This is a genomic window from Acidianus sp. HS-5 (assembly GCF_021655615.1).
In the GTDB taxonomy this organism is placed as follows: Archaea; Thermoproteota; Thermoprotei_A; order Sulfolobales; family Sulfolobaceae; genus Acidianus.
Genome location: NZ_AP025245.1, coordinates 1,606,154 through 1,627,517, shown reverse-complemented (window position 1 = coordinate 1,627,517; position 21,364 = coordinate 1,606,154). Strand labels below are relative to the sequence as shown.

General features: G+C 34.3%; 23 protein-coding genes and 1 pseudogene. 9 read left to right on the top strand and 15 right to left on the bottom strand.

Features of this window, described 5'->3' with window-relative positions:
* Window positions 1-77: 77 nt before the first annotated feature.
* The 5 genes from HS5_RS14545 to HS5_RS08625 form a co-directional block, all read right to left on the bottom strand.
* Entirely contained in the window at window positions 78-212 is a 135-nt protein-coding gene (locus HS5_RS14545; protein ID WP_256445540.1) for a hypothetical protein, read from the bottom strand.
* A 221-nt stretch (window positions 213-433) separates the two neighbouring features.
* Complete coding sequence (locus HS5_RS08640) at window positions 434-880, bottom strand: hypothetical protein (protein ID WP_236750967.1); 447 nt, start codon at window positions 878-880, stop codon at window positions 434-436.
* A gap of 59 nt (window positions 881-939) precedes the next feature.
* Complete coding sequence (locus tag HS5_RS08635) at window positions 940-1,305, bottom strand: hypothetical protein (protein WP_236750966.1); 366 nt, start codon at window positions 1,303-1,305, stop codon at window positions 940-942.
* Window positions 1,306-1,567: 262 nt separating this feature from the next.
* Window positions 1,568-1,936, bottom strand: coding sequence for an Ldh family oxidoreductase (locus HS5_RS08630; RefSeq protein WP_256445588.1), 369 nt, complete (start codon window positions 1,934-1,936; stop codon window positions 1,568-1,570).
* 75 nt (window positions 1,937-2,011) lie between these two features.
* The gene (locus tag HS5_RS08625; protein ID WP_236750964.1) at window positions 2,012-2,257 is read right to left on the bottom strand and encodes a hypothetical protein; all 246 of its coding nucleotides are present in this window, start codon (window positions 2,255-2,257) and stop codon (window positions 2,012-2,014) included.
* Between the two features lie 344 nt (window positions 2,258-2,601).
* Between HS5_RS08625 and HS5_RS08620 the strand changes: the two genes are divergently transcribed.
* A complete protein-coding gene (locus HS5_RS08620) occupies window positions 2,602-3,042 on the top strand; it encodes a hypothetical protein (RefSeq protein WP_236750963.1) in 441 nt (146 codons plus the stop codon).
* 61 nt (window positions 3,043-3,103) lie between these two features.
* Here HS5_RS08620 and HS5_RS08615 read toward each other — a convergent pair whose 3' ends face one another.
* Window positions 3,104-3,331 carry an AbrB/MazE/SpoVT family DNA-binding domain-containing protein gene (locus HS5_RS08615; RefSeq protein WP_236750962.1) on the bottom strand — a complete coding sequence of 76 codons (228 nt, stop codon included), beginning with the start codon at window positions 3,329-3,331 and terminating at the stop codon, window positions 3,104-3,106.
* A gap of 100 nt (window positions 3,332-3,431) precedes the next feature.
* On the opposite strand from HS5_RS08615, the gene HS5_RS08610 reads away from it, so the two are divergent.
* Together HS5_RS08610 and HS5_RS08605 are read left to right on the top strand one after the other, a co-directional pair.
* The gene (locus HS5_RS08610; RefSeq protein ID WP_236750961.1) at window positions 3,432-3,674 is read left to right on the top strand and encodes a VapB-type antitoxin; all 243 of its coding nucleotides are present in this window, start codon (window positions 3,432-3,434) and stop codon (window positions 3,672-3,674) included.
* Window positions 3,671-4,057, top strand: coding sequence for a PIN domain-containing protein (locus tag HS5_RS08605; protein ID WP_236750960.1), 387 nt, complete (start codon window positions 3,671-3,673; stop codon window positions 4,055-4,057). The genes HS5_RS08610 and HS5_RS08605 overlap by 4 nt, the downstream gene beginning before the upstream one ends.
* 280 nt (window positions 4,058-4,337) lie before the next feature.
* Here the strand turns inward: HS5_RS08605 and HS5_RS14540 are convergent, their stop codons facing one another.
* The 4 genes from HS5_RS14540 to HS5_RS08590 form a co-directional block, all read right to left on the bottom strand.
* Window positions 4,338-4,463, bottom strand: a complete 126-nt coding sequence (locus tag HS5_RS14540; protein WP_256445539.1) for a hypothetical protein — start codon at window positions 4,461-4,463, stop codon at window positions 4,338-4,340.
* Between the two features lie 82 nt (window positions 4,464-4,545).
* Window positions 4,546-5,628 carry an ATP-binding protein gene (locus HS5_RS08600; RefSeq protein WP_236750959.1) on the bottom strand — a complete coding sequence of 361 codons (1,083 nt, stop codon included), beginning with the start codon at window positions 5,626-5,628 and terminating at the stop codon, window positions 4,546-4,548.
* A 192-nt stretch (window positions 5,629-5,820) separates the two neighbouring features.
* On the bottom strand, window positions 5,821-7,026 hold the full coding sequence (locus tag HS5_RS08595) for an amidohydrolase family protein (protein ID WP_236750958.1): 1,206 nt from the start codon (window positions 7,024-7,026) through the stop codon (window positions 5,821-5,823).
* Between the two features lie 922 nt (window positions 7,027-7,948).
* Window positions 7,949-8,275, bottom strand: a complete 327-nt coding sequence (locus tag HS5_RS08590; protein WP_236750957.1) for a hypothetical protein — start codon at window positions 8,273-8,275, stop codon at window positions 7,949-7,951.
* Between the two features lie 94 nt (window positions 8,276-8,369).
* On the opposite strand from HS5_RS08590, the gene HS5_RS08585 reads away from it, so the two are divergent.
* The 4 genes and pseudogenes from HS5_RS08585 (at window position 8,370) to HS5_RS08570 (ending at window position 14,982) form a co-directional block, all read left to right on the top strand.
* Window positions 8,370-10,862: a DUF1854 domain-containing protein gene (locus HS5_RS08585; RefSeq protein WP_236750956.1), complete on the top strand. Its 2,493-nt coding sequence runs from the start codon at window positions 8,370-8,372 to the stop codon at window positions 10,860-10,862.
* A gap of 103 nt (window positions 10,863-10,965) precedes the next feature.
* On the top strand, window positions 10,966-12,282 hold the full coding sequence (locus tag HS5_RS08580; RefSeq protein ID WP_236750954.1) for a M20/M25/M40 family metallo-hydrolase: 1,317 nt from the start codon (window positions 10,966-10,968) through the stop codon (window positions 12,280-12,282).
* Window positions 12,283-12,641: 359 nt separating this feature from the next.
* Window positions 12,642-13,115, top strand: a pseudogene (locus tag HS5_RS08575) (ISH3 family transposase); the annotation flags it as partial.
* 343 nt (window positions 13,116-13,458) lie between these two features.
* Complete coding sequence (locus tag HS5_RS08570) at window positions 13,459-14,982, top strand: APC family permease (protein ID WP_236750952.1); 1,524 nt, start codon at window positions 13,459-13,461, stop codon at window positions 14,980-14,982.
* A gap of 199 nt (window positions 14,983-15,181) precedes the next feature.
* Here the strand turns inward: HS5_RS08570 and HS5_RS08565 are convergent, their stop codons facing one another.
* The 3 genes from HS5_RS08565 to HS5_RS08555 all read right to left on the bottom strand — a co-directional run bounded on the left by HS5_RS08565 (window position 15,182) and on the right by HS5_RS08555 (window position 15,990).
* Window positions 15,182-15,544, bottom strand: a complete 363-nt coding sequence (locus tag HS5_RS08565) for an MFS transporter (RefSeq protein ID WP_236750950.1) — start codon at window positions 15,542-15,544, stop codon at window positions 15,182-15,184.
* Window positions 15,519-15,683 carry a hypothetical protein gene (locus HS5_RS08560; protein WP_236750948.1) on the bottom strand — a complete coding sequence of 55 codons (165 nt, stop codon included), beginning with the start codon at window positions 15,681-15,683 and terminating at the stop codon, window positions 15,519-15,521. The genes HS5_RS08565 and HS5_RS08560 overlap by 26 nt, the downstream gene beginning before the upstream one ends.
* A 115-nt stretch (window positions 15,684-15,798) precedes the next feature.
* Window positions 15,799-15,990, bottom strand: coding sequence for a hypothetical protein (locus HS5_RS08555; protein ID WP_236750947.1), 192 nt, complete (start codon window positions 15,988-15,990; stop codon window positions 15,799-15,801).
* A gap of 288 nt (window positions 15,991-16,278) precedes the next feature.
* Between HS5_RS08555 and HS5_RS08550 the strand changes: the two genes are divergently transcribed.
* Entirely contained in the window at window positions 16,279-17,511 is a 1,233-nt protein-coding gene (locus HS5_RS08550) for an amidohydrolase family protein (protein ID WP_236750946.1), read from the top strand.
* Between the two features lie 888 nt (window positions 17,512-18,399).
* Entirely contained in the window at window positions 18,400-19,071 is a 672-nt protein-coding gene (locus HS5_RS08545) for a helix-turn-helix domain-containing protein (RefSeq protein WP_236750945.1), read from the top strand.
* A 12-nt stretch (window positions 19,072-19,083) separates the two neighbouring features.
* Here the strand turns inward: HS5_RS08545 and HS5_RS08540 are convergent, their stop codons facing one another.
* Both HS5_RS08540 and HS5_RS08535 read right to left on the bottom strand, forming a co-directional pair.
* Complete coding sequence (locus HS5_RS08540) at window positions 19,084-20,418, bottom strand: MFS transporter (protein ID WP_236750944.1); 1,335 nt, start codon at window positions 20,416-20,418, stop codon at window positions 19,084-19,086.
* Window positions 20,419-20,533: 115 nt separating this feature from the next.
* Window positions 20,534-21,346 carry an N-acyl homoserine lactonase family protein gene (locus HS5_RS08535; RefSeq protein ID WP_236750943.1) on the bottom strand — a complete coding sequence of 271 codons (813 nt, stop codon included), beginning with the start codon at window positions 21,344-21,346 and terminating at the stop codon, window positions 20,534-20,536.
* Window positions 21,347-21,364: the final 18 nt, after the last annotated feature.

Here is a 21,364-nt window from a genome sequence, read left to right as displayed (position 1 = left end):
GGTGAAACATACCATATTAGTTATTAATATACCTATAATGGTCTAGAATCTTTCTATTCGTAACTAGACTAAATCTTTCAATTCTTCCTTAACTTTTCTATTGTGTCTAATGGAAAGTAGACAGTAACTATCCAGTTAGGTACATCAACAACTTGACTAACCTTAAGGTCAAGGACTTCACTGGCAAGCATGTAAGCCTCAACCGGTTGCATAAGCTTTGTATTGAAATAATGCCCTTAACAGCTTTTTTGAAGCACTTCATAAATCACTCGATATTACTGGATAAACAATTTCTCATAATCCATTTCATTAACCTTCTTTGTACAAAACATTGGCTGGGAAATTCCTGATAGCAGCTATTCTGTTTTTCCAGAGCAAAGTTTGAATTATTTTTAATAAAGATTATCTAGTTTTTGATATAGAGAATACCATACTAAAAGTCTTTATTCTTCATTTTTCTTACAAATTTCATTAATCTTAAATATTCATAACCTGGACTTGGATGAGTAAAATCCAATAAGGTAAGTAAATTAAATATACGTGATATGAAACCAGTGCTGATCTTTTTCTTTCTCGTAAATAATAGGTATCCTACAAGGGCCCTATCTTTTAGTTTCATTGCCGCATAACTATCTGCATCGATTTCATATGCTAAGCTAGGTATTGTGTATTCTATATAAAGCAAAAATGCTACTAAAAATGGTAAAGTAGAATATAATACCGGGATACTAATAATTATCATGTATACTAATATGAAATATAGCGCAATTACTACATATTCTATTATTGGTGAAATAGCTATTATAAACGGTATTAAAAATATAAAGATAGGATATCCAAAAAATTGGGAGATAAATAGGAACAATTGTAATGATGCCAAAAATTTAATTAAGAATCTATATTTTCTACGATATGAAGAAATTGCGAAAATGTAAAAAGCTAAGGCAAAGGGTGATAAAATTTGGAGATCTTGTATATTATATCAAAAGATTGTCTCGAGTGTCCTTCCTCGTGATATTTTATAAAGAGAAAAACGTCGGGCATATCAACTGCAATAGATGAAATGAATATCTTTTTACTTTTTAGTACGTAAAGGCCTAAATAAGATTTTGAAGGGATTAATGTAACACCTTTAAATTTAATACCAACGTACTCATGTTTAACAAAGGATGGGAGTAAATTAATGGATATTGAGGCTAAATAAAATAGCACGTCTGTATAAGGTAGAACAAGTGCATAAAGTAGAATTAATGCTATCGTATAAATAATTATTGAGATAATATTGTAAAGCCTTAAAGAGATCATCGTATTGTCTTAACTTTAATAGTAGATAAATCTTTTCTAAAGGGATTGTATGAGTTTAATGCGTATAAGTGGAATTAAAAAACAAGATATGCTTAATTATACGCTTAACTCCCTCAATTTCGTCTATAAAGAATATTCAACTTCAATTTAGTAAGTAATCCTTGGGAAGCTTAGGAATTAATCTCCTGCAATTTCCCATACTTTTGAACGCAACTGCAAAGAAAGGGTTAACGTCATCCTCGTCTGTGAACGAGGTTATTAGTTATATCCCCAAAAGGTTAAATCCCTTATACTCTCCTATGAACAACAATGAGCCTCCTTTAATTAAATCCTCTGGCTCTCTACTTAAGTTTCCTTCTCTATCCACTATTATGTATTCATCAAATTTTTCTCCCTTAATTAGTTTATTAACTGCCTTACCAAATGACGCAATACTAAGAGCAGTGTCTACAACCAAAGCTGGAGATCCTATGCTTATAGGATTATTTCCAACAATCCTATTCTTCATCCCCTTTAAAGCCATTAAAGGAGGAGACCTAGCCATCATGATGCTAACATAACCGTTCTGAGAGAGCCTCTTGATAAAAGCGGATAACCTACCTAAATGGCTTATATTCCTTCCAAGAACTATGTAATAATCGAGTTCTTGTTTACTAAATACTCTACAATCTTCCTTAATATTACTTGACCGAAAGTAAAGTTACCGTTAAACAAAGTTCTCTCCTTTAATTTCCACCTTAGCTTTAGGCCGTACTTTCTCTCCTCCTATATCTACAGTATTTCCCTTAGTCAGTTCTATATAATAAGGTATTAATTGCAAACCGTGATCTGGGTGGCCTTCAGCCTCAGCATCTGCTATTTCCTGAGAAAGGTATTTTGCATATTCGTCGTAAGTTATTTTCTTAAAAATTTTATAAACTAGATCTTCCGCCTCATCAATTTTGACTCTCATATATTAAGGTAGAAAGAGTAAATTAAAACACATGAGTCTAGTAATCCAACAGATTATAGCTGGAGCTGTAGTATTAGCTTTTGCCTTTCTGATGACTCTGCTCTTGACTAGGATTTTGAAGAGGAGAAAGAAGAGGAATTAAACTTTCGCTAAGCTTAGAAATCGCCTAAATCATTCTAAGGTAATTTTCCGGTTTGTGGAAACATTAAACAAGGTATTAAATGGAAATAAATCTTTCCATTAAAAAGAGTTGTGTAATATTATAATTTAGTTGTAGTGATTGTTTCCAATAAAATAGCCTATTACATGGAAAAACTTAAAATATATCTAGATCTTTTTCTCATATGAACTTAAATCCTGGAGAACAAGTGGTCTGGAAGGACTACTCCTTGAGTAGGTACAGAAGGAATGTAACAATAGCTTTAGTGATTATTGGAGTATTACTGACGTTAACAGTACTTCTGGCAGCACTAGGAATTATATTAATTGCTATTGGGTTGATAATGTACTTCCTCCTAAGGTCTGCAAGTCAATACGTAGTAACAAACCAGAGGGCATTTAAAGTGAGCTTCGGAAAGATAGTTAAGGAAGTTCCTCTCAATACTCCGGGCTTAGTAATATCTCTGGTGAATAACCAATTTATTGAGAGCAGGCTTGGAGGAAGTCACGTGGTTCAAGATGTGGCATTCCTTCAAAACGGAATTGAACTGCTGAGGTTTAGTAAGGTTCATAAAGGTGACGAATTAATTGTAAAGCTGAGGAGCATGGGTTTCACTGTAACGTAACTTTTTTCTTCAAAATCTCCCTAAGAATCTTTACTTTCTTCATCTAGAAAAAGAGCATAACTCAATCGTCTTCAAATCCTAACGCCTCTTCAACTTCTTCAAGTTTAACTTTCTCATTCCCTGCTATTCCGTAAATATCTTCTCCGCTCATAATCTTCCTAATTGCTATCCTTCCGTCTTTCTCAAAGCTTACTTCAACTTTACTTCCCTCTCTTAAGTTCAGTTTTCCCATAATCTCTTTTGGTAATACTATCCTCCCTCTTTCGTCAACGGTGACTATGTATTTCATAAAATAATTTTGCACTTCCATTTCAAAAATTTTACTTATGGGACTTGTTTTATCTCGTTATTGTGGTAAATCTTAAATCTTATTAAGGTAATATGATAGTATGAAGATAGTAACAATTAAGGTAAAAGATGAGTATTATGATATTGCAGAGCAGATGGTAGAAGTTGGTTTGGCTAAATCTAAGAATGAGGCATTTAATTTTCTCATTTCATACGGTATTGTAAAGGCTAAGGAAGAGATAGAGAAGAAAAAGAGGGTTAAAGAATTAACAGAAAAGTGGTTAAAGGAAGGTTTGCCTTTCGAATTACCCACATCTAATGACGTTATAAGTGACAGGGAATGAAATATTATATAGACACGAGTCTAGTACTTGCTTTAGTCAACGAGAAAGATCCAAATCACAATATGGCTATAAAAATTTATCCTAAAGATGGAGAAAGAATAGTTAGTAAATTAGTATTAGTAGAATTATATTCAGTTTATTCCAGAAGGGTGAAGATCTCTAATGAAGAGTTAGAGGCTTTAGTTAATTATACGCTTAGCAAATGTAAATGTGAGCTTGAAGAAATAGATTTTGATAAAGTTATAGACCTTGCAGTAAAGATATCTAATAAGGTAAAGCTTAAGACGTTGGATCTCCTACACTTATCTGCGAGCATATTACTGGAAAGTGAGATATTAAGCCTTGATAAGGAGATAATTGAAGCAAAAAATAAAATAAGATAAAACATTTTTATTTAGATGTTTATCTCATTAATTCTTCCCTCTGAAGAGATGATAAAACTGTTATATTCTCCAGTAAATCTTCTCTATCTGGAATTAATGTATCTCCAAACCCTATCTTCCGTTATAAGAATCTTATATTCTGCATCAGATAAGCCTTTCCCATTTTCGATTAGCTTCACCTTTTTGCATAGAAAATAGCTTAAACCTATATGAATCTAATTATTTAGAATAACCCAGTATGTTATCGTTAGAACCAGCTATACGTTTACATTCATGTGTGTTAGAGCCTAGCATTAGAAATTATAGACGCGCCCATGGCTATCCAAAACATTACAAAGCCTATAGACCAACCCAGTACATATGGACTAGTTATTAGTCCTTTTATCATAAGTAAATACAATTTCACAATTAACTTTTCATTAAAATGAAGATAAAAATTTTACTATCTAAAATACTTTGTAGATTAGTTGAAATCTCTCAGTTTCATATCATTTTCTTAAATAAAATGATAAAATGGGATCTATTATCCGGTATTCATCATCTATTTTCTCTATAAGTCCTCTATTTTTGAGCGTTTTTAATACTCTATATATATTTGATACTTTGATTTCGCTTAATTTATTACCTTTTGCTAAACCTTTCAACACCTTAAGTTCGTTCTTTGTAAGCCCTTCCAGGTCTTTTTTCAATTCTATCTCCACATTAGGGTCTTCGAGAAAAGCCTCAATACCGCATTCCCTCTCAAATACTAACCCAGCTAAGTTTAACCATGCAGGAATGCCTTCAGTTATTTCATATACTTTCTCGTAATATTCTTTACACCTCCCTTTAAGCCCCTCATTTAAGAACCTTATTGACGTTTCTTTATCGAAGGGCTTAAGTCTCTCTATTTTGAAATAGTTGTAAAAAGGTTCCTTAGTCTCGGTTATCATTTCCTCTATTAAGCCAGTTTCCGAACCTGAAACTATTATCTCAACGTTTTTACTTTCCTGTAACCTTTTCCTGGCTATCTCTAGAATTTTTGGAAAAGGCTGTTTTAAAGCCCTAATCTTTTGAAACTCATCTATCATGAGCACTACGTTCTTTCCAGTATCTTCAGCTATTCTTTGAGGTAAAAGCAATACATCGTCTAAGACCTCACTAGGTTTTAATTTATTCTCTTTAAATAGAGAATAACGATCAATATACAACTCCAAATTAGGCATTTTTATGTTTAAGCTTTTTATAGACCCCAAGAACTGATTTAATGATGCTACTATGGATGATATAGTATTTTTAGCCCTCATTTTGAGCGACTTAGATAATGCGTCCAAAACTAGCTTGCTTGTAAGCTCATCTGCAAATTCTTCTATTGTCGTTATCCCCTCTAAACTTATCTTTGCTACTATATATTCATTGCCTAATTTAATTTTAATATAATTTAAGAGTGAAGATTTACCCATTCTTCTAGGAGCTAATATTGCTACGGGCTGTCTTCTATTTATATAGCTAAGTAAAATGTTAACGTAATCCTCTCTATCAAAGAATTCGTCCTCTTCAGTTAGCTCCCTACCAAAAATAAACTTGATCATACGGTACCGATACTATATCGGTACCGTAGATTAAATTATTTACTACCTTTGCCATCTCTCTCGCTTTCGTTCTTTAAAGAGAATTATGAAAAACTTTTAATATTAAATGATTTATCTTTAATATTATTTAATTTTTTTCGCATATTAGTAGAAAAATCTTCTTAATTTATGAACAAAAATTATGTAGTCTTTTTACCTCTTTATAGTATCCCAGAAAACCTCTCTGAGTAACTCCGCATTATAAAGCCTCCCCTTCCTAATTACATATTTAACGTTAAACGGATTAAGGTCTTCCACAGAATTAACCTTACCGAAGATTGCAACGTCTGCAACGTAACCTTCCTTAAGGACTCCAGCATTTATCCCTAGGCATTCTCCTGCAACTGAAGTTGAAGAAGCTAAAGCCTTTTCAAAGGGCTTATACTTACTCAGTAGAACTATCTCCTTATAATTCATCCCGTGAGGCCTCTCTGAAGACCCTACGTAATCTGTGCCTGTAGCAATCTTCAGTTCATTATCTACAGCTATCTTCATATCGTCAGTAAAATGTCTCCTTATTAGCTCTTCCCTCTTCTCCCTTATCTCCTCGTCAAGCTTTGATATCTTAGGATTAGCTTCGTAAGCAGCTAAAGTTGGAATATAACAAATTCCCTTCCTCTTGATCTCCTTTGCTAGGCTTTCAGTTAAACCCAGACCGTGCTCTATAGTATCTATCCCAGCCTCAATACTATTAGCAATTGCTTCTTCACCATATGCGTGAGAAGCAACTTTCAGCCCTGCCTTGTGGGCTTCATCAACTATTGCCTTTAAGTCGTCAACTGTTAATGCTACCTTTACTTTACCTCCTTGAGAAAATGCTCCCGAGGCATAAACTTTTATTACTCCTGCACCTTGCCTTATTGCTAATCTTACCGCTTTCCTGCATTCCCAAGGAGAATCGCAGTAAAAGGAATAAGAAAGGCGTTGAGCCATATCTATAGGCAAATCCTTTGGGTCGTCATTTCCCCCTGTTTCAGCTATTGAATAACCTGAGGCTATAACTCTAGGGCCGATTATTGTGCCTTCCTTCTCTGCTTTACTTAAATAGACCGCGGACTTGCTTCCCAGGTCTCTTACAGTAGTGAAGCCCGCAAATAAAAGCCTTATCATGTCACTAACGCTCCTTGCAGTCGATAGACCTTCTGGAGTAATGTTCCACTCTAGAACGTTGTCACTACTTACTCCGAAGAAGTGGACGTGAGCGTCAATCAACCCCGGCGTTATGAATTCCCCTTCAATAGTCTTAACGTCTGACGTGTCTATGTCCTTTCCCATCTTGACTATCTTTCCTCCTTCGATTAATACTACTCCTTCAGTGACTTTTTCACCGTCAAACATTTTACCTTTTATCGCCAGCATGTACTTTAATCTCTTCTTAGCTTATAAAAGATTGAGGCATGGTCTTACGCGGGCAGTCTTGACCATCAGCTAAATTGCCCAGAATTTACTCTTTATCTCTTGCAATTTATTGCAAGGATCGTCAACGTTTGGTATGGTAATCCAGTCTGTATTAGTAAGAATATGCAATCCTCTATTTGTTTCATACTGCGATTGTAGCTAAGTTTAATAAGAGTTCCGCGCTATTAACTTTATAAATGCCGTCAATTGTGACAGCATATATAGGATTAACCACATGTGTTGTTTTAAAGTCCGTTTGAGACTTGAAATAATTAAGCAATATTATACTTAGTTAGATCATGAAGGTCAAGGTAAACATGGGACAGTACATAACGCACCTAGTCAGTAGGAATCATATGTCAGTAGTGTTGTTATACTATATTAACTTGACCTTTAAGGTGTAACCAAGTATAATAACAGCACTATCTCCAATATAGAACATCAGACTCTATAAGTCAATATTTTAACAATCGAAACGCCTCGCATTATATCGCTAGAGAGCGTACTATTTAATTTCGTCATTAATATAATTATTTCTTATATATTAGGAATAAAAAGAAATAATACGAAATCATGATTTATAGAAGTTCTAAAGAAAGAGTTTTATGACGAAGTTATTCTAGCTAGAGAAAATGAGACAAGCATGTGGACCTCCTTATAATATTTCATTAGGGACTATGGCATGTAATTTTCTAAAGCTATCTCAACTATTACGCCTTCCACTCCTTAATACCTATAGAGTATTTATTAAGAAGTTATGTTAGAAAAAGTGAAGGTACAACTAAAATCCCTTAACTTTTTCTTTGGGTCTCTGTAGAGTATTCCATTCTCTCTTTAAAATCCACTCAATACTATATCTTTCGATAAAACTTAGGTAATAAATCTAGATTAAGACTATGTGAAGTAAGTATTTAGTATCCATTAACGACATCATTTTCCTGAAAGGACCTCCCCTAACGTGACTCATGTGAACTCTTGCAGCACTTGACATCCACTCCGGTAATGATGAGAAACCGCTTCTATCCACGTACTGTCTCATTACCATTGGGTTCGCCTCAATTACATTGTCCACTATACATTCCCTTTCCTCGTTATTATACTTACAAATGTATTTTCCTGGTTGAATATGACTGGCTCTTAAAATGTAAACCTCTTTGTGGGTTATAAGAAAATTCCAAACGTTATCGTATGCAACTTCTATCTCATTCATAGATATTTTTATTTATGCTTAAATATTTAAACTTTAAAATATGCTGTTGCTGAATCACATTATTTTTTTAACTTACCTAATGTATTCATTTTCTATGGAATTTGAGGCAGACGTTAATGAAGGAAGGTTTTCTAAGATTAAGATTATCCTACATGACGGAAAGCTTGAAGTTAACGGTAATGTTTATAATTTATCAGATATTGAGGACGTGGTATTGGAGGAAGGACTGGGAATAAATAGGATTTACATAAAGAATAAGGGAAAGAAAGTACTAATTGCAGAATTTACCAACAAGAAAAAAGAAGAACTCCTAACTTTGTATTATGCACTAAAGAACAAGAATGTGGAAATACAAAGCCCTAAGGAAAAGAAGAGGAACGTAAGGCACTTTCTACTCTCTTTAATATCTCCTTATAAATATAGAGTTATCTTAGGTACGATTCTCTCTTCTATCCTGGTAATACTAAGCTTAATACCTCCGTATTTATTAAAAATTCTAATAAACAACGTATTTGAGGAGAAAGAAGTCTACCTCTTTATCATATTAGTCGTATCCCTAATAGCGGTAAACGTATTAAACGTCATAATTTCAGCAATACAGAACTTTCTTCTGAACCTCAACGGTCAAAGGATAGTTAATTCACTAAGGTTAAAGCTCTATAAACACGTAATGGACATGTCTTCAAGCTTCATAGACAGGTATAATACCGGAAGGATATTATCAAGGCTTACTACCGATATTAGTAATACTTTATGGTTCGTTACTTGGGGAATACCTGCAATGATAACAAACGTGGGTACTATAATAGGTGTAGGAGTAGCAATATTCCTAATAACTCCTTCTCTTGGAATATACTCCTTAATTCCATTTCCCATTATCATCTTCGGAACAATAATGTACAGGAGGAGAAGCAAAATAGCTTATCATAAGCTGTGGAGGAGGACTGCCGATATTTCTTCTTTACTAACTGATACTATTCCAAACATTGATTCCATAAAGTCTTACGTGAAGGAAGACTTTGAGAGTAACAGATTATCTAAATTAAACTCAGAGGTTATAAGTTCACAAATGAACGTAATAAAGACTAACCTAACTTGGTTTCCATTAATTAGTGCCTCAATATCAATAATAACAATAATTATATGGTATTTAGGAGGAGAAGAAGTACTTGCTGGAAAGATAGAGCTAGGAAGCCTTGTGGCATTCGTAACTTACACCACAATGTTTTATCAACCTGTACAGAACCTCATCAATAACGTGATTCCTTTTAGTCAACAGTCATTAACTTCAATGGATAGATTAATGGAAGTCTTTAACGCTGAAAGCGATGTGAGGAACCCTGCAGAGCCTAAGAAGATAGAGGTTAGGGGTGAAGTAGAGCTAAAGGACGTTACTTTCAGTTACGATCAAGTTAAGCCAATAATTAAAGAAGTAAACCTTAAGGTAAGTAAGGGAGAGAAGGTTGCAATAGTAGGTAAATCCGGCTCAGGGAAATCTACCGTAGTGAAGCTCCTCCTGAGGCTTTATGATCCTCAGAGCGGTGAAATACTGATTGACGGCGTACCATTAAAGGAGTTGGACTTAAAGAGCTACAGAGAACAAGTAGGATTAATAAGAGCTGAGCCAACAATTTTCTACGGTACTGTAGAGTATAATATAAGGTACGGCAAACTGAATGCGAAGCCTGAGGAAATAATTGCCTCAGCAATGGCGAGCGGTGCCCACGACTTCATCATGGAAATGCCGTTTGCTTATGATACTCACTTAGGAGAGAGGGGTAATAAGATATCCAGCGGACAGAAGCAGATGATAGAGATTGCAAGACTTTTCTTAAAGAACCCAAAGATGTTAATCCTTGACGAGGCTACTGCGTCTGTTGACAGTTATACTGAAAGGAAGATAATGGATACGTTGCTTTCACAGTTTAAGGACTCAACAATCATTATGATAGCTCACAGAGTTTCAACGCTTTATTACGCTGATAGGATAATAGTAATGGAGGACGGAAGAATAGTTGAGGAGGGAACTTTATACGAGCTGATAAGGAAAAAGGGAAAATTTTACGAAATATTCCAAACCCAGATACCATACATGGAGGAAATTAAGCCCGGAATAGAGGGGAGGGGATTTAACTACTATCTGGAAATGCTAAAGCCCGTTGATCTAGAGGTTGTTGACGAAAACAAGGTAAAGATAAGCGGAACGCTATATGCGGTTGAGAACTTCTGGAAACCTTTCCCAATAACTAGACCTTCTTTCTTACTCATAGAAACATCCGAGGGAAGGTATTTTACAGTAGAAGATTTTAGGAAGGTGAAAGGAGAAGAAATCCTGGAAAAGGTAGTTGAGGCTAGATACTTTATACCTAAAATTGAGAGGATATTAAAGATAGACACTACAGGAGATGAATTCGTTTGGAGTGTCATTACAAACAAGGGAGATACAACGTTTAAAACTAGGGGAAGGAATAGTTTATTCAGAGTTGACGGTAAGGTTTTCATAATAGATACTGAAGATGATGTATTTGAGATAGAATTTAACAGTATAGATAAGAGAAGTGCGAAAATGATAGATTCGATATTGTAGATCTTGATTAGACCGAAGGTAACCGGTTTATTTCCTTCGTTGCTCAATAAGATCTTTGGAAAAAGCATGCAAAAATATTTAATGTTTCCAGAGGATAAATTGCATGGAGTTCTCAAAAGATGAGTTAGACTTTTTCTTAAGAAAATATCAGGAATTCCTAAAAATACCCTCAGTTTCTGCTACAGGAGAAGGAATTAATGAAGCCGCAAGTTGGCTTAAAGAATTTATGAAAGAACTGGGAATAAACGCTGAAATAGTGAAAACTAAGGGCCATCCCGTAGTTTACGGGAAAGCTGATAACGGAGGAAATAAGACTCTTTTAGTTTATAATCATTATGACGTTCAACCAGTTGATCCTTTAAACGGATGGAAGTATCCACCATTTTCAGCAACAATTTCCAACGGCTATATTTTTGCAAGAGGGGCATCAGATAATAAAGGTACATTAATTGCTAGACTATTAGCGTTCTCCAAGTACAAGGGGAAACTGAATTTTAACTTTGTGTTTGAAGGTGAAGAAGAGATAGGAAGTATTAACTTAGGAGAGTTCATTGAGTCTAGGAAGGAGGAGTTGAGCAAATCTTCTGCAGTAATAATGGAGGGAGCAGGGCTAGATACTAAGGAAAGGCCAATGATAGTCCTCGGGGTTAAAGGCTTAGTTTACGTTCAAATAACTGTTAAGACGGGAGAAAGAGACGTCCATTCCTCTGTGGCACCAGTAATTAAGAATCCTGTGTGGGAGTTAATAAAAATACTTAACGAGATCTACGACGGGAATAAGGTTAAAATTAAGGGATTTTATGACAACGTGAAAATAACTAGGGAAGTCGAGGAACTTTTAGATAAGATAGACCTTGATGTTGAGGAGTATAAAAAGTCATTAGGAGTTTATTCTTTAAACTTCGAGGATAGCAAAGAGCTAGTCAGCGCTTTATACCTTTCTCCTTCATGCAATATAGACGGGATAATTGCGGGTTACGTAGGCCAGGGGAGTAAGACTATAGCCCCCTCTCATGCTATGGTAAAAATGGACTTCAGACTTGTTCCTGATCAGAATCCTAAAAAGATATACGAAGAATTGGAGAGAATAGTTAAAAGTCATAATGGTGAAATTATTCCCATGGGTTTGGAAAAGCCGGTAAGGACTGATCTAAACACTGCAGTAGTGAAGGCAATGGTCTCATCAGCGAATAAGGCTTACTCAAAGGATCCAATAATTTTACCTAATGCTGCAGGTACTCAGCCAATGGGGTTATTTTACGACTTAGGAATAAGGGAAATAGTTAGTGCAATAGGAGTAGGAACACCTTCATCCAACGCTCATGCACCTAATGAGAACGTTAAGCTCGAGAACTTTTACAAAGCAATAGAGCACTCATTATACTTTTACGAGGACTATGAATCTAATAATTATATGTAATTATCTTCCTTTTTACAAAAGTCTGAAAGCCTCGCCTTTTACGGTAGACCCAAAATCGCCTCCTTAAAAATAAATCTATATTATTAATATGCACAACTATTGGCTTAAATATGAATTTTTAGATTAAACAATAGAGTGAGGATAACAATTTTATTCATTTGTAATTCATTCAAAATTACCTTAAATCCCTCTTCCTTTTGAACACTTTGATTATACAATAAAAATTATAATATAGATTAAAATTGTAACAGACTTTATTATTACCTATAGATCTAATCATGAATTGAAACTAATTTACACTTTGTATAATTTATATCAAATTAATAAAATTGTTGTTAACATTCCTTAGTCGAGATACAGACTTAAAAAGCGACAGTCCATCACACTTCTTACTCAGAAGCGTAAAAGAAGTGTCCCAACACGTCAAGATAGATTACCTCCTCGCAGACGCAGGCCTCCTAAAGGTGGTCAAGGAAATGCCGGTAAAGACGGTGATAAGGGAAAGTCAAGCTTAGATGGCTTCAAAGTCCTTTTCGCAGTTCCACTGACGGAGAGGAAGTTAATGATAGGGTGTATGTTGTCAATAGGGTCATTAAGCTTGACTAGCTTTACTATTACGTCGTTGTCTAAGTTAAGGGAAAGTCGAGGCAATTCACCTTCGTCACGAACTTCGAGGGAGATCCATACGAGTTGGGTGATAAGTTGAGGTAACCGAAGAAGACTAGAAGAGCGAGGATAGGGCACTTGAGGGAGTAAAGAACAAGGTCTTCCGCTACTATATGGTACTGGACTCCGCATGGAATATCTTGAACTACGTTCCCTTTTGGCTTTAAAACTCCGGTAAGAAGCCTCTGTCCCTTGACTCCTTCGTAAAGCTTCTCTAATTTGCTTGTGGTGGACGCTATGTACGCCGTTTTTACAGCGTGATAAAAATTCAGAATCTCTTCCCATATTCAAGTTCTATAAGTTATGTTTATTACGAATTATAAGAACATGTTATATTTCATGAGCTCTTTACTATCTTTTCCTTTGGCAACCTCATTTTGAAAGGTATAATATCACATCTTTTATGGGAAATAATTTGGTGAAACAACATTTCTTTAATGATATAAATTATCAAAATAAGGCTTATTTAATAATGAGAAATTTTTTAGGCAATAAATATTACTATTTCCTATGGAGAAGAAAGTAAGCTCCTTAAAAAAGGAACTTAGCTTACTAAATTTAGTGATAATTGGTATAGCCGGTGCCGTAGGGACTGGAGTATTATTTAGTTCTGCTGGTATGGCTGCAGTGGCAGGTCCAGCTATTGTAATATCATGGCTTTTGGGAGGTATTTTTTACCTATTTATAGGGTTAACTTACTCTCAAATGGCATTGTATTATCCAGAAGCGGGAGGGCCTTCTAGATATCCATTATATTCCCATGGCAGAGTTACTAATATAATAAACGCATTTTCTGACCTTATCTGGTATCTCTTCATACCTCCTATTGAGGCTCTGGCAGTTGTCGAAGGATTAAACTATTTCACTGTCAATTATAATATCATCCTTATTAACAGCCAAGGCATTCCTACTACGTTAGGGGCTGCACTTGGAGTTCTAATTATGATTGCATTTATACCATTTAACTATTATACCGTAAAATTCTTTGGTAAATCGACTACTTGGTTTGGGATGGTAAAATTCATATTATACATATCTGTACTTTTAGGTTTTTTAATTTATTTCCTTCATTTTACTAATTTTTCTGCATATGGCGGATTTGCGCCCTTCGGCTTTGCCGGAATATTCTCTGCAATACCCTTAGCTATGTTCGCGTTTGGAGGGATAAGAGTTATTCCAGACTATGCAGAAGAGACTAAAGATCACACTGTGCTAGGAAAGGCTATATTATATACGGTATTAGGACAAACTGCAATCTATATTGCATTTGCGGTAGCGTTCATTGCAGCTTTGGACTGGAAAGGTTTGGGAATCTCTCCGGGGGACTGGGGATCTTTAAGTAGTCTCCCAGGGAATCCATTTATTGACATAGCCGGCACAAGAGAAGTAATTTCTCTATTAATATTAACTGGGATAATAGGAATCATCGGGCCTTTTGTTACAGGATATATTTATCAAGGTGGCGGTATGAGAGTGTTATTCGCTATCAGTAGGTCAAAATATGTCCCAGAAAAAATACAGCAATTGAATAAATACTCGATTCCGCTGTGGGCACTAATAGTTTTTGTTATAGTTGGCGCTTTAGTCACTTACATTGCAGCTCCTCTACCTACAATTTACGGTTTAATAAGCGATTCCGTGGTTGCAGGCTATATAGGCTTTTCCGCGAATCCGGTGGCAATGCAGGCATTGATCTCTAAGGGCAAGATAAAGCCTATCATACCAGCCTCTAATGTAGTTTCTGTCTTAGCATTTATGTTTGCATCTTTAATAATATATTGGAGCGGTTGGCCTTCTGTACCTTACGCTGTCCTATTATTGCTCATAGCAGTAGTGGTGTTCTCTATAATATATAAGGTAAAAGAGGATGTACGGAATTCCGTTTGGTATATGGCTTATATAGGCTTCTTAACTCTAATGACCTATATAGGCGATAATGGTGCCCTATCAATAATTAACTTCTATGAGGCTTCCGCAATAACAGCTATAGCTTCATTGGCCTTCTATTATTGGGGTATTAGGTCGGCCAAATAATTTTACTTACTCCCTTAATAAAAGGTGTTTTGAGGATTAAAAATGAAATTCATATTTATTTTTATTTATATTCTTTTTCCTAACTATCAATGACAGTAATAAGGCTATAAAATGGGCAATGCAATTGCTAATAATCCTGCTTTTTCAAAACCATAAGGCTGTGTGAATGAACCCATTATTGGTGCACTGATTATTGTTCCTAATTAAATGTAAAGAACATGAAGCCTGTAACTGAGCCTAAAACGTCATCAGGGACTAAATCCTGTGAGAAAGATATTATACTAACTATTAGACCTCTGTATCCCGCTCCCCACGCTGTTGTAAGTAAGATCATTGGTATATATCCTAAATATTCTATGAATAATCCTATAGATGCCAGCGTAAGTATTACGGCACTTAATACTAGACTTATTTTCCTGCTTACCTTATCGCTTATGAAGGCTATTGGTAGTAAAAATGCTAATTCCCCTAATCCGTTCATTGACGCTATTATTCTTGCTTCTGATTTACTTAGTCCTAGACCGTATAGGAGGTAATCAGAATAATATCCTAAAAAATCCAAATAATGCTATTTCAAAAGATAAGATCTTAATACTTAATATTATTGCATTTATAATCTTTTTAAGGTCTTTTTCCCTTACTTCTTCCCTATAATTTACTGGGATAAAATAGAAGAATAATGCTAAAGTTACCATTGACATGATTCCAGAGATTAAGAATGGAAAGCTAAAATTGGGTAAAAATGGTGAGATAACGTAAGGTGCTACAAAGAGCCCAATTCCGAAGGCTACACTATTAGCTCCTATTCTTAAAGCCCTAGTAGTATTTAACAGATCGCCTGCAAAAGCTACAAGTTGAAATATTCCTAACGCCTACTAAGAACCTATAAATTACTAATTCTATACCGTTTGATACGTACCCGGCTAATATAGTAAATATTGTAAAAAGTTCTACTGTAGATAATATAATATACTTAGATGATATTTTATCAAATAAATAACCGCTCACTCTATACCGATTCTGTTATACTTAATATGGGAAGATCTTATCTTTAATGAACTTGCATTATATAGTGGAACAAAAAGTAAAGCTCTAAACCATACGTCTCAAGAAACCAAGGTATTAAATTAAGAATTATTATTAAAATGTAAAATTTTTTGTTTTTTAACTAAATTCTTAACAGACTCCTCGCTCCTCATGTTAATTCGTTAGTAATAGTTAAATTTAATTTAAATATCTATCAATCTTACCTAACTCTGATTGAAAAAATATAAGCGTGTAAAAGCAGTAATAAATATGGAATACGATATAGCGATAAAAAACGGTAACGTATTTAGTGGTAATGAATTTCTAGGCAAAACGAATATTTATATAAATAATGGTAGAATAATTAAGGTTTCGAAGGACGAACTGAATGCAAGGCAAGAGATCGACGCAAAGGACATGTTTGTCATGCCAGGTTTGACAGATTCACATATGCATATTTCAGGAATTAAAGGAGGTAGTCTATTAAAAATCATGTTTGAAAAACCAGAGTATAGAGCGTTAAAAGCTACTAGATGGCTGGAAAAATTATTGCGAGCAGGATTTACTACAGTTAGGGATTGTGGAGAGCCAATAAGTATTTCATTAAAGAAAGCGGTAAATGAAGGATACATAAAAGGGCCTAAAATCATTGCAGCGGGCAAGCCCATATCTCAGACCTTCGGTCATGGAGAATTTAGCCATGATATACCTTTAGAGTTTTCAATTTCTTTAGGCTTTTCTGAAATATGTGATGGAACGGAGTACTGTATTCATGCTGCTAGGAAAGTTTTGAGGGACGGCTCAGATTTCATTAAAATATTTGCTACTGGAGGTGTCCTGTCACAAAGAGATAGACCGGAAATGCCCCAGCTATCATTTGAGGAAATAAGGGCAATAGTTAATGAGGCAGAAAAAGCCGGAACGTATGTGGCAGCCCACGTTCATGGAGATAAAGGAGGAAGGATTGCTATAGAGGCTGGAATAAAGACGTTGGAACACGGAAGTATGCTTAAGGATGACACATTAAAACTAATGAAGGAGAAGAACGTTAGCTTAACCCCCACACTTACAATTGCCGAGATTTTATATAAATATGGCAAGTCGATAGGAGTTGATGAGTGGGGTTTAGAAAAAGTTGCAGAGGTTAGAGAAAATTTACAAAGAGTTATAAAGAAGGCGAAAGAGTTCGGAATAACCATTATAACGGGTACAGATATGGGATTTGAAACGGGGTTAGAGGATTATGATATAGGTAAGAATTGGTCGGAAATTGTACTATTAACTGAGATTGGCGGGTTATCTAATGAAGAAGCTTTAAGAGCTGCTACTTACAACTCGGCTACCGCATTAGGATTGAATTCTGGGTTAATTATTGAAAGTAGGGATGCTGATATAATTATTATAAATGGAAATCCTATAGAAAACATTAGAGATATATCTAAAGTAAATCATGTAATAAAAGGAGGAAAAATAGAAGTATTAGATAGCAAAATAATTAGATAATCACTCTATTTATAGAAATTAAGAGGGACGAAATAATGCTAAGCTCAGACATAAAAGACTGCACGTACCAAAAAGGTAATACGACAAGGTATATCCTTGACACCTTTTGAAACTATTATGTAGCAACTTGCTTTATTGTGTAGTTTAATTTCCATAGATGTTAAGTCCAAATTCTTATTAAATCAAGCGTTGGTATGAAATGATCTTTCTCATTCACTTTGATAAAGATTGAATAATGCCACACAGTAGAAAAAACTATATAAATTAAATATACAACTTTGCCTATATTTTAATAAATAATAAGGAGATAGATAAGAGAGTTCAAAATATTGTGGATATTAGATATATTCGCGTAAGTAGTGTAAACTAGCTTTAAATTAATTGCTTTATTGCATATTTATGAGATTATATCATTCAATTATTACATAATATATTTCAATATACGTTTGTAGGTTTGTACTGTTATATGACTAGTAATCAATTAAAATTTTAATCCTTCTCTAAAAAGATATATGCCTTACAAGTGAGAAATAATATAAGGAATTACGATGAAAACATCATAGTGTATTAACGCTTCTACTTAGATTGATGGAAGATCAAAATCGTGAAGAAGACCTACAAAACATCAAAGAGTTTAACAGTGTTCTTATCATATAGAGAGTACTAGATAAGACGAAGATTGCAGTAATAAGTCCATACTAAAGTTAATATGAAATAAATGCCGAAAAATTGGCGACTTTTCTTATTTGTTAGGAATTTTTAAGTAATATAAGTATGACATATCTATTTATAGTTTTAATGTGCTCAATTATATATAATTATAAATTGATTATACAATAATATTAATATTCTACGAAAAAATTTAAGCTTATATAGAATGATATTATTATGCAACATAAATATTACTATTCGTTAAAGCTTAAGCATTTAGAGTGTTGGAGTAACTTTACATCGTCAAATTATTCAGATTTCTTAATTGATGATATATCTAGTATAGGAGTTTTGAAGGCTACGAGGATTGCAATAGTTTCTGGAGATGGTCAGAAAAAATCCATAAAAAATGCTATAGATAGGGACAAAAGTATTTTAGACTATAATATAGAAAATATCTTATTAGGTAATAGCAAACTTAAGATTATATTTGTCGATATGCTACAGAAAGGAGATAATACTATTTTAGGTAGGTTAAGAAACTTTAACGTCGTTTTAATTAATGCAAAGATATATAATGGGATAGAGGAATATCAGTTTATAACTACACAAGATATCGCGAATAAAATATTTAGCGAATTAAATACCTCAAATAGTATCAAAATATTAGATTTTAATTATCAAAAAATCAATAACAATGTAATTTTAAGGGCTATCTCTAGAAATGTAACTGATATTTTATTAACTGATAAACAGAAAAAGATTATATCTAGGGCCAGAGAATTAGGATACTTCGAGGTGCCAAGAAAGGTAGATCTTGATGATATTGCAGAAGAGTTTGGAGTTACAAAAATGGCTGCATCTATTTTATTAAGGATTGTTATAAAAAAATTGTTAAATATTATATAAAGAATTAAAAATTTACCATGCTATATCTTCTAGTTTAGCGTTGGGGTCTGCGTGTTTTCCGAAAAGTCCTACTACTACTGCACCTAAAAATACTGGCACTGCAGCAAAAAATATGTAAGTTAATGTAAATCCAATGCCTGTTATTACAAACCCGTAAACTAAACTTCCTATTACCCATGCAAAATCGTTTAGGCCGACCTGCCATGATTCTGCAGTTCCTCTTACTCTAGTAGGGAATGTATCGGCTATGTATGACCACCACGTTCCGTTCCACGATAGTACTAGTGGATAGAATAGTAATGTAGAAATTATAGTTGCTAAATAGCCACTAGATAAGGCGAAAAATATTACTGAAGCTCCGCCTATTAATCCAATAATAACACTAGCTTTCTTTCTTCCAATTCTTTGTCCTATATGTCCCATAATTCCATAACCTAGGAATGCTAAGAAGGTCGCTATGGCTAATGTGATAAATACTAAATTAGGAGGAAAATGCTTATAGTAAATTAATGCGGTGGAGGTAAAGAAGAACAAAGCAGGAGTAGCAAATTCGTGACTAACCTCTGCTAATGTCGTTACAATGCTTTGCTTCTTAAGTTTAGGATCAGTAAACATTTGCTTATATGTAAAATTGGCTATCTGGGATAAGTCCATGTTATATTTCTCAAGAAGTTTTTTAGCCTCTTCAATTTTACCTTCCTTTACCAGTTTCTTCGCCTTTAGCATATAATCTGCCCTTTCTGGTTCTTTTACCCATAATCTCATTATAATTACAACTACTATAGGGACTATTCCTATTAAAAATGCGTATCTCCAGCCAGCATATGGTCCTCCAAAATATGGTTCTACTAGATAAGATATTATAACTGCCAGAAAGTATCCTAATGGAAATCCTCCTTGAACCCATCCGTACATGCTACCCCTATGTTTTTCAGGGAATTGTTCATTGGCTATTGTAATGCCGGTGGGAAATTCTATATATGAAAAACCGTCTGCGAGTACTCTAACTAAGGTTAAAAGTACTACAGTGTATGCGAAAATAGTAAATCCAGTAAATAATGCAGTAAATATTAGACTGATTTGCCATACCGTTTTTCTACCGTAAGAATCTAATAGAGGACCTAAAGCCCACACTACTATTGTAGCTCCAGCAAAAATAATTGATGTTATTACTCCTCCTAGCTGTAGGCTAATGTGGAAGTCTGATAATATAAATGGCAAATTTATTGAATATAAATTGAGATCCATAGACGCTAATGTCCATCCTGCTAATGCTACACCGAAAATAAACCAATCATATCTAGTTATAACGTCCTTGCTTTTAGGGCTTTTAATGCTTTTTGCCATTATTATCCGATAATAACTCCTGGCGAGGAATATTTATGTTATACATTTTACAAGTAAAGATGGTACATACAGTAAAAACATGCTAATATTTTAGTAAATTCTTCTTGATAAAAAATTATTCTAAGTTATTGGGAATTTTAGGATACTTATTCCAGAGGTCTGGATCATGCCCTATGACTGCATACGTTCTTTTATTTCTCAGAAGCATCTTAAGTTTTCTGACAGAGGTATACCACTCTTCTGCATCTCCCATTAGCCATCCCATATTTTCTACATCAAGTTCTATTGGTACTTGGATAAAATCACTAGTGAATAGATAAGTGTTACCTTGCTTAGTAGTCACTTTTAACATCGTACTACCTGGTGTGTGGCCTCCCATTAATATTAGTTCTATCCCTGGATAAATTTCATATTGTGTATTTTCAATAGGAACCCAATTAGCACCCCTAAGTGGCTCTAAGTTCTGATAGATATATGCCCCACTTTTACCTATCCATATGCTATATAATGCATAATTTAATTCTCTTTTGTGAACTATTAGCGGTGTTTTTAAATCTTTAAATATTGCTAACTGACCGGAATGATCCCAATGCAAGTGAGATAATACAACAGTGGATATATCTTCTGGCTTAAGATTAATCAATTTCAATTGATTTTCTATTGAATTACTTTCGTCGAGTTTTAGTATAGGGAATACATCTAAGACTTCTTTAGGAACTATTTTTTCGGACTCCATGTTTAGTCCGGTATCAAAAAGCAAATATCCGTCATCGTGCTCTACTAAGGCACCACTTACAGGTAAATAAAACCATTCCTTTGTTTTTGGTTTATCCTTATCTAAATAACATTCAGCTTTAGGTAAATACCATCCTATTTCTCCAGCCAATTTTCCATAATCTAGAAGATATATTCTTTTTACAGAGGACATTTTCTCTCTAAGTTTATT

Coding starts and splice junctions, on each gene's coding strand:
- HS5_RS08615 (WP_236750962.1), bottom strand. CDS start 3,331: ATGAAATACATAGTCACCGTTGACGAAAGAGGGAGGATAGTATTACCA.
- HS5_RS08635 (WP_236750966.1), bottom strand. CDS start 1,305: ATGATCTCTTTAAGGCTTTACAATATTATCTCAATAATTATTTATACG.
- HS5_RS14545 (WP_256445540.1), bottom strand. CDS start 212: ATGCAACCGGTTGAGGCTTACATGCTTGCCAGTGAAGTCCTTGACCTT.
- HS5_RS08580 (WP_236750954.1), top strand. CDS start 10,966: ATGGAGTTCTCAAAAGATGAGTTAGACTTTTTCTTAAGAAAATATCAG.
- HS5_RS08625 (WP_236750964.1), bottom strand. CDS start 2,257: ATGAGAGTCAAAATTGATGAGGCGGAAGATCTAGTTTATAAAATTTTT.
- HS5_RS08590 (WP_236750957.1), bottom strand. CDS start 8,275: ATGAATGAGATAGAAGTTGCATACGATAACGTTTGGAATTTTCTTATA.
- HS5_RS08620 (WP_236750963.1), top strand. CDS start 2,602: ATGAACTTAAATCCTGGAGAACAAGTGGTCTGGAAGGACTACTCCTTG.
- HS5_RS08545 (WP_236750945.1), top strand. CDS start 18,400: ATGCAACATAAATATTACTATTCGTTAAAGCTTAAGCATTTAGAGTGT.
- HS5_RS08610 (WP_236750961.1), top strand. CDS start 3,432: ATGAAGATAGTAACAATTAAGGTAAAAGATGAGTATTATGATATTGCA.
- HS5_RS08570 (WP_236750952.1), top strand. CDS start 13,459: ATGGAGAAGAAAGTAAGCTCCTTAAAAAAGGAACTTAGCTTACTAAAT.
- HS5_RS08600 (WP_236750959.1), bottom strand. CDS start 5,628: ATGATCAAGTTTATTTTTGGTAGGGAGCTAACTGAAGAGGACGAATTC.
- HS5_RS08595 (WP_236750958.1), bottom strand. CDS start 7,026: ATGCTGGCGATAAAAGGTAAAATGTTTGACGGTGAAAAAGTCACTGAA.
- HS5_RS08585 (WP_236750956.1), top strand. CDS start 8,370: ATGGAATTTGAGGCAGACGTTAATGAAGGAAGGTTTTCTAAGATTAAG.
- HS5_RS08540 (WP_236750944.1), bottom strand. CDS start 20,418: ATGGCAAAAAGCATTAAAAGCCCTAAAAGCAAGGACGTTATAACTAGA.
- HS5_RS08535 (WP_236750943.1), bottom strand. CDS start 21,346: ATGTCCTCTGTAAAAAGAATATATCTTCTAGATTATGGAAAATTGGCT.
- HS5_RS08605 (WP_236750960.1), top strand. CDS start 3,671: ATGAAATATTATATAGACACGAGTCTAGTACTTGCTTTAGTCAACGAG.
- HS5_RS08550 (WP_236750946.1), top strand. CDS start 16,279: ATGGAATACGATATAGCGATAAAAAACGGTAACGTATTTAGTGGTAAT.
- HS5_RS08560 (WP_236750948.1), bottom strand. CDS start 15,683: ATGTCAATGGTAACTTTAGCATTATTCTTCTATTTTATCCCAGTAAAT.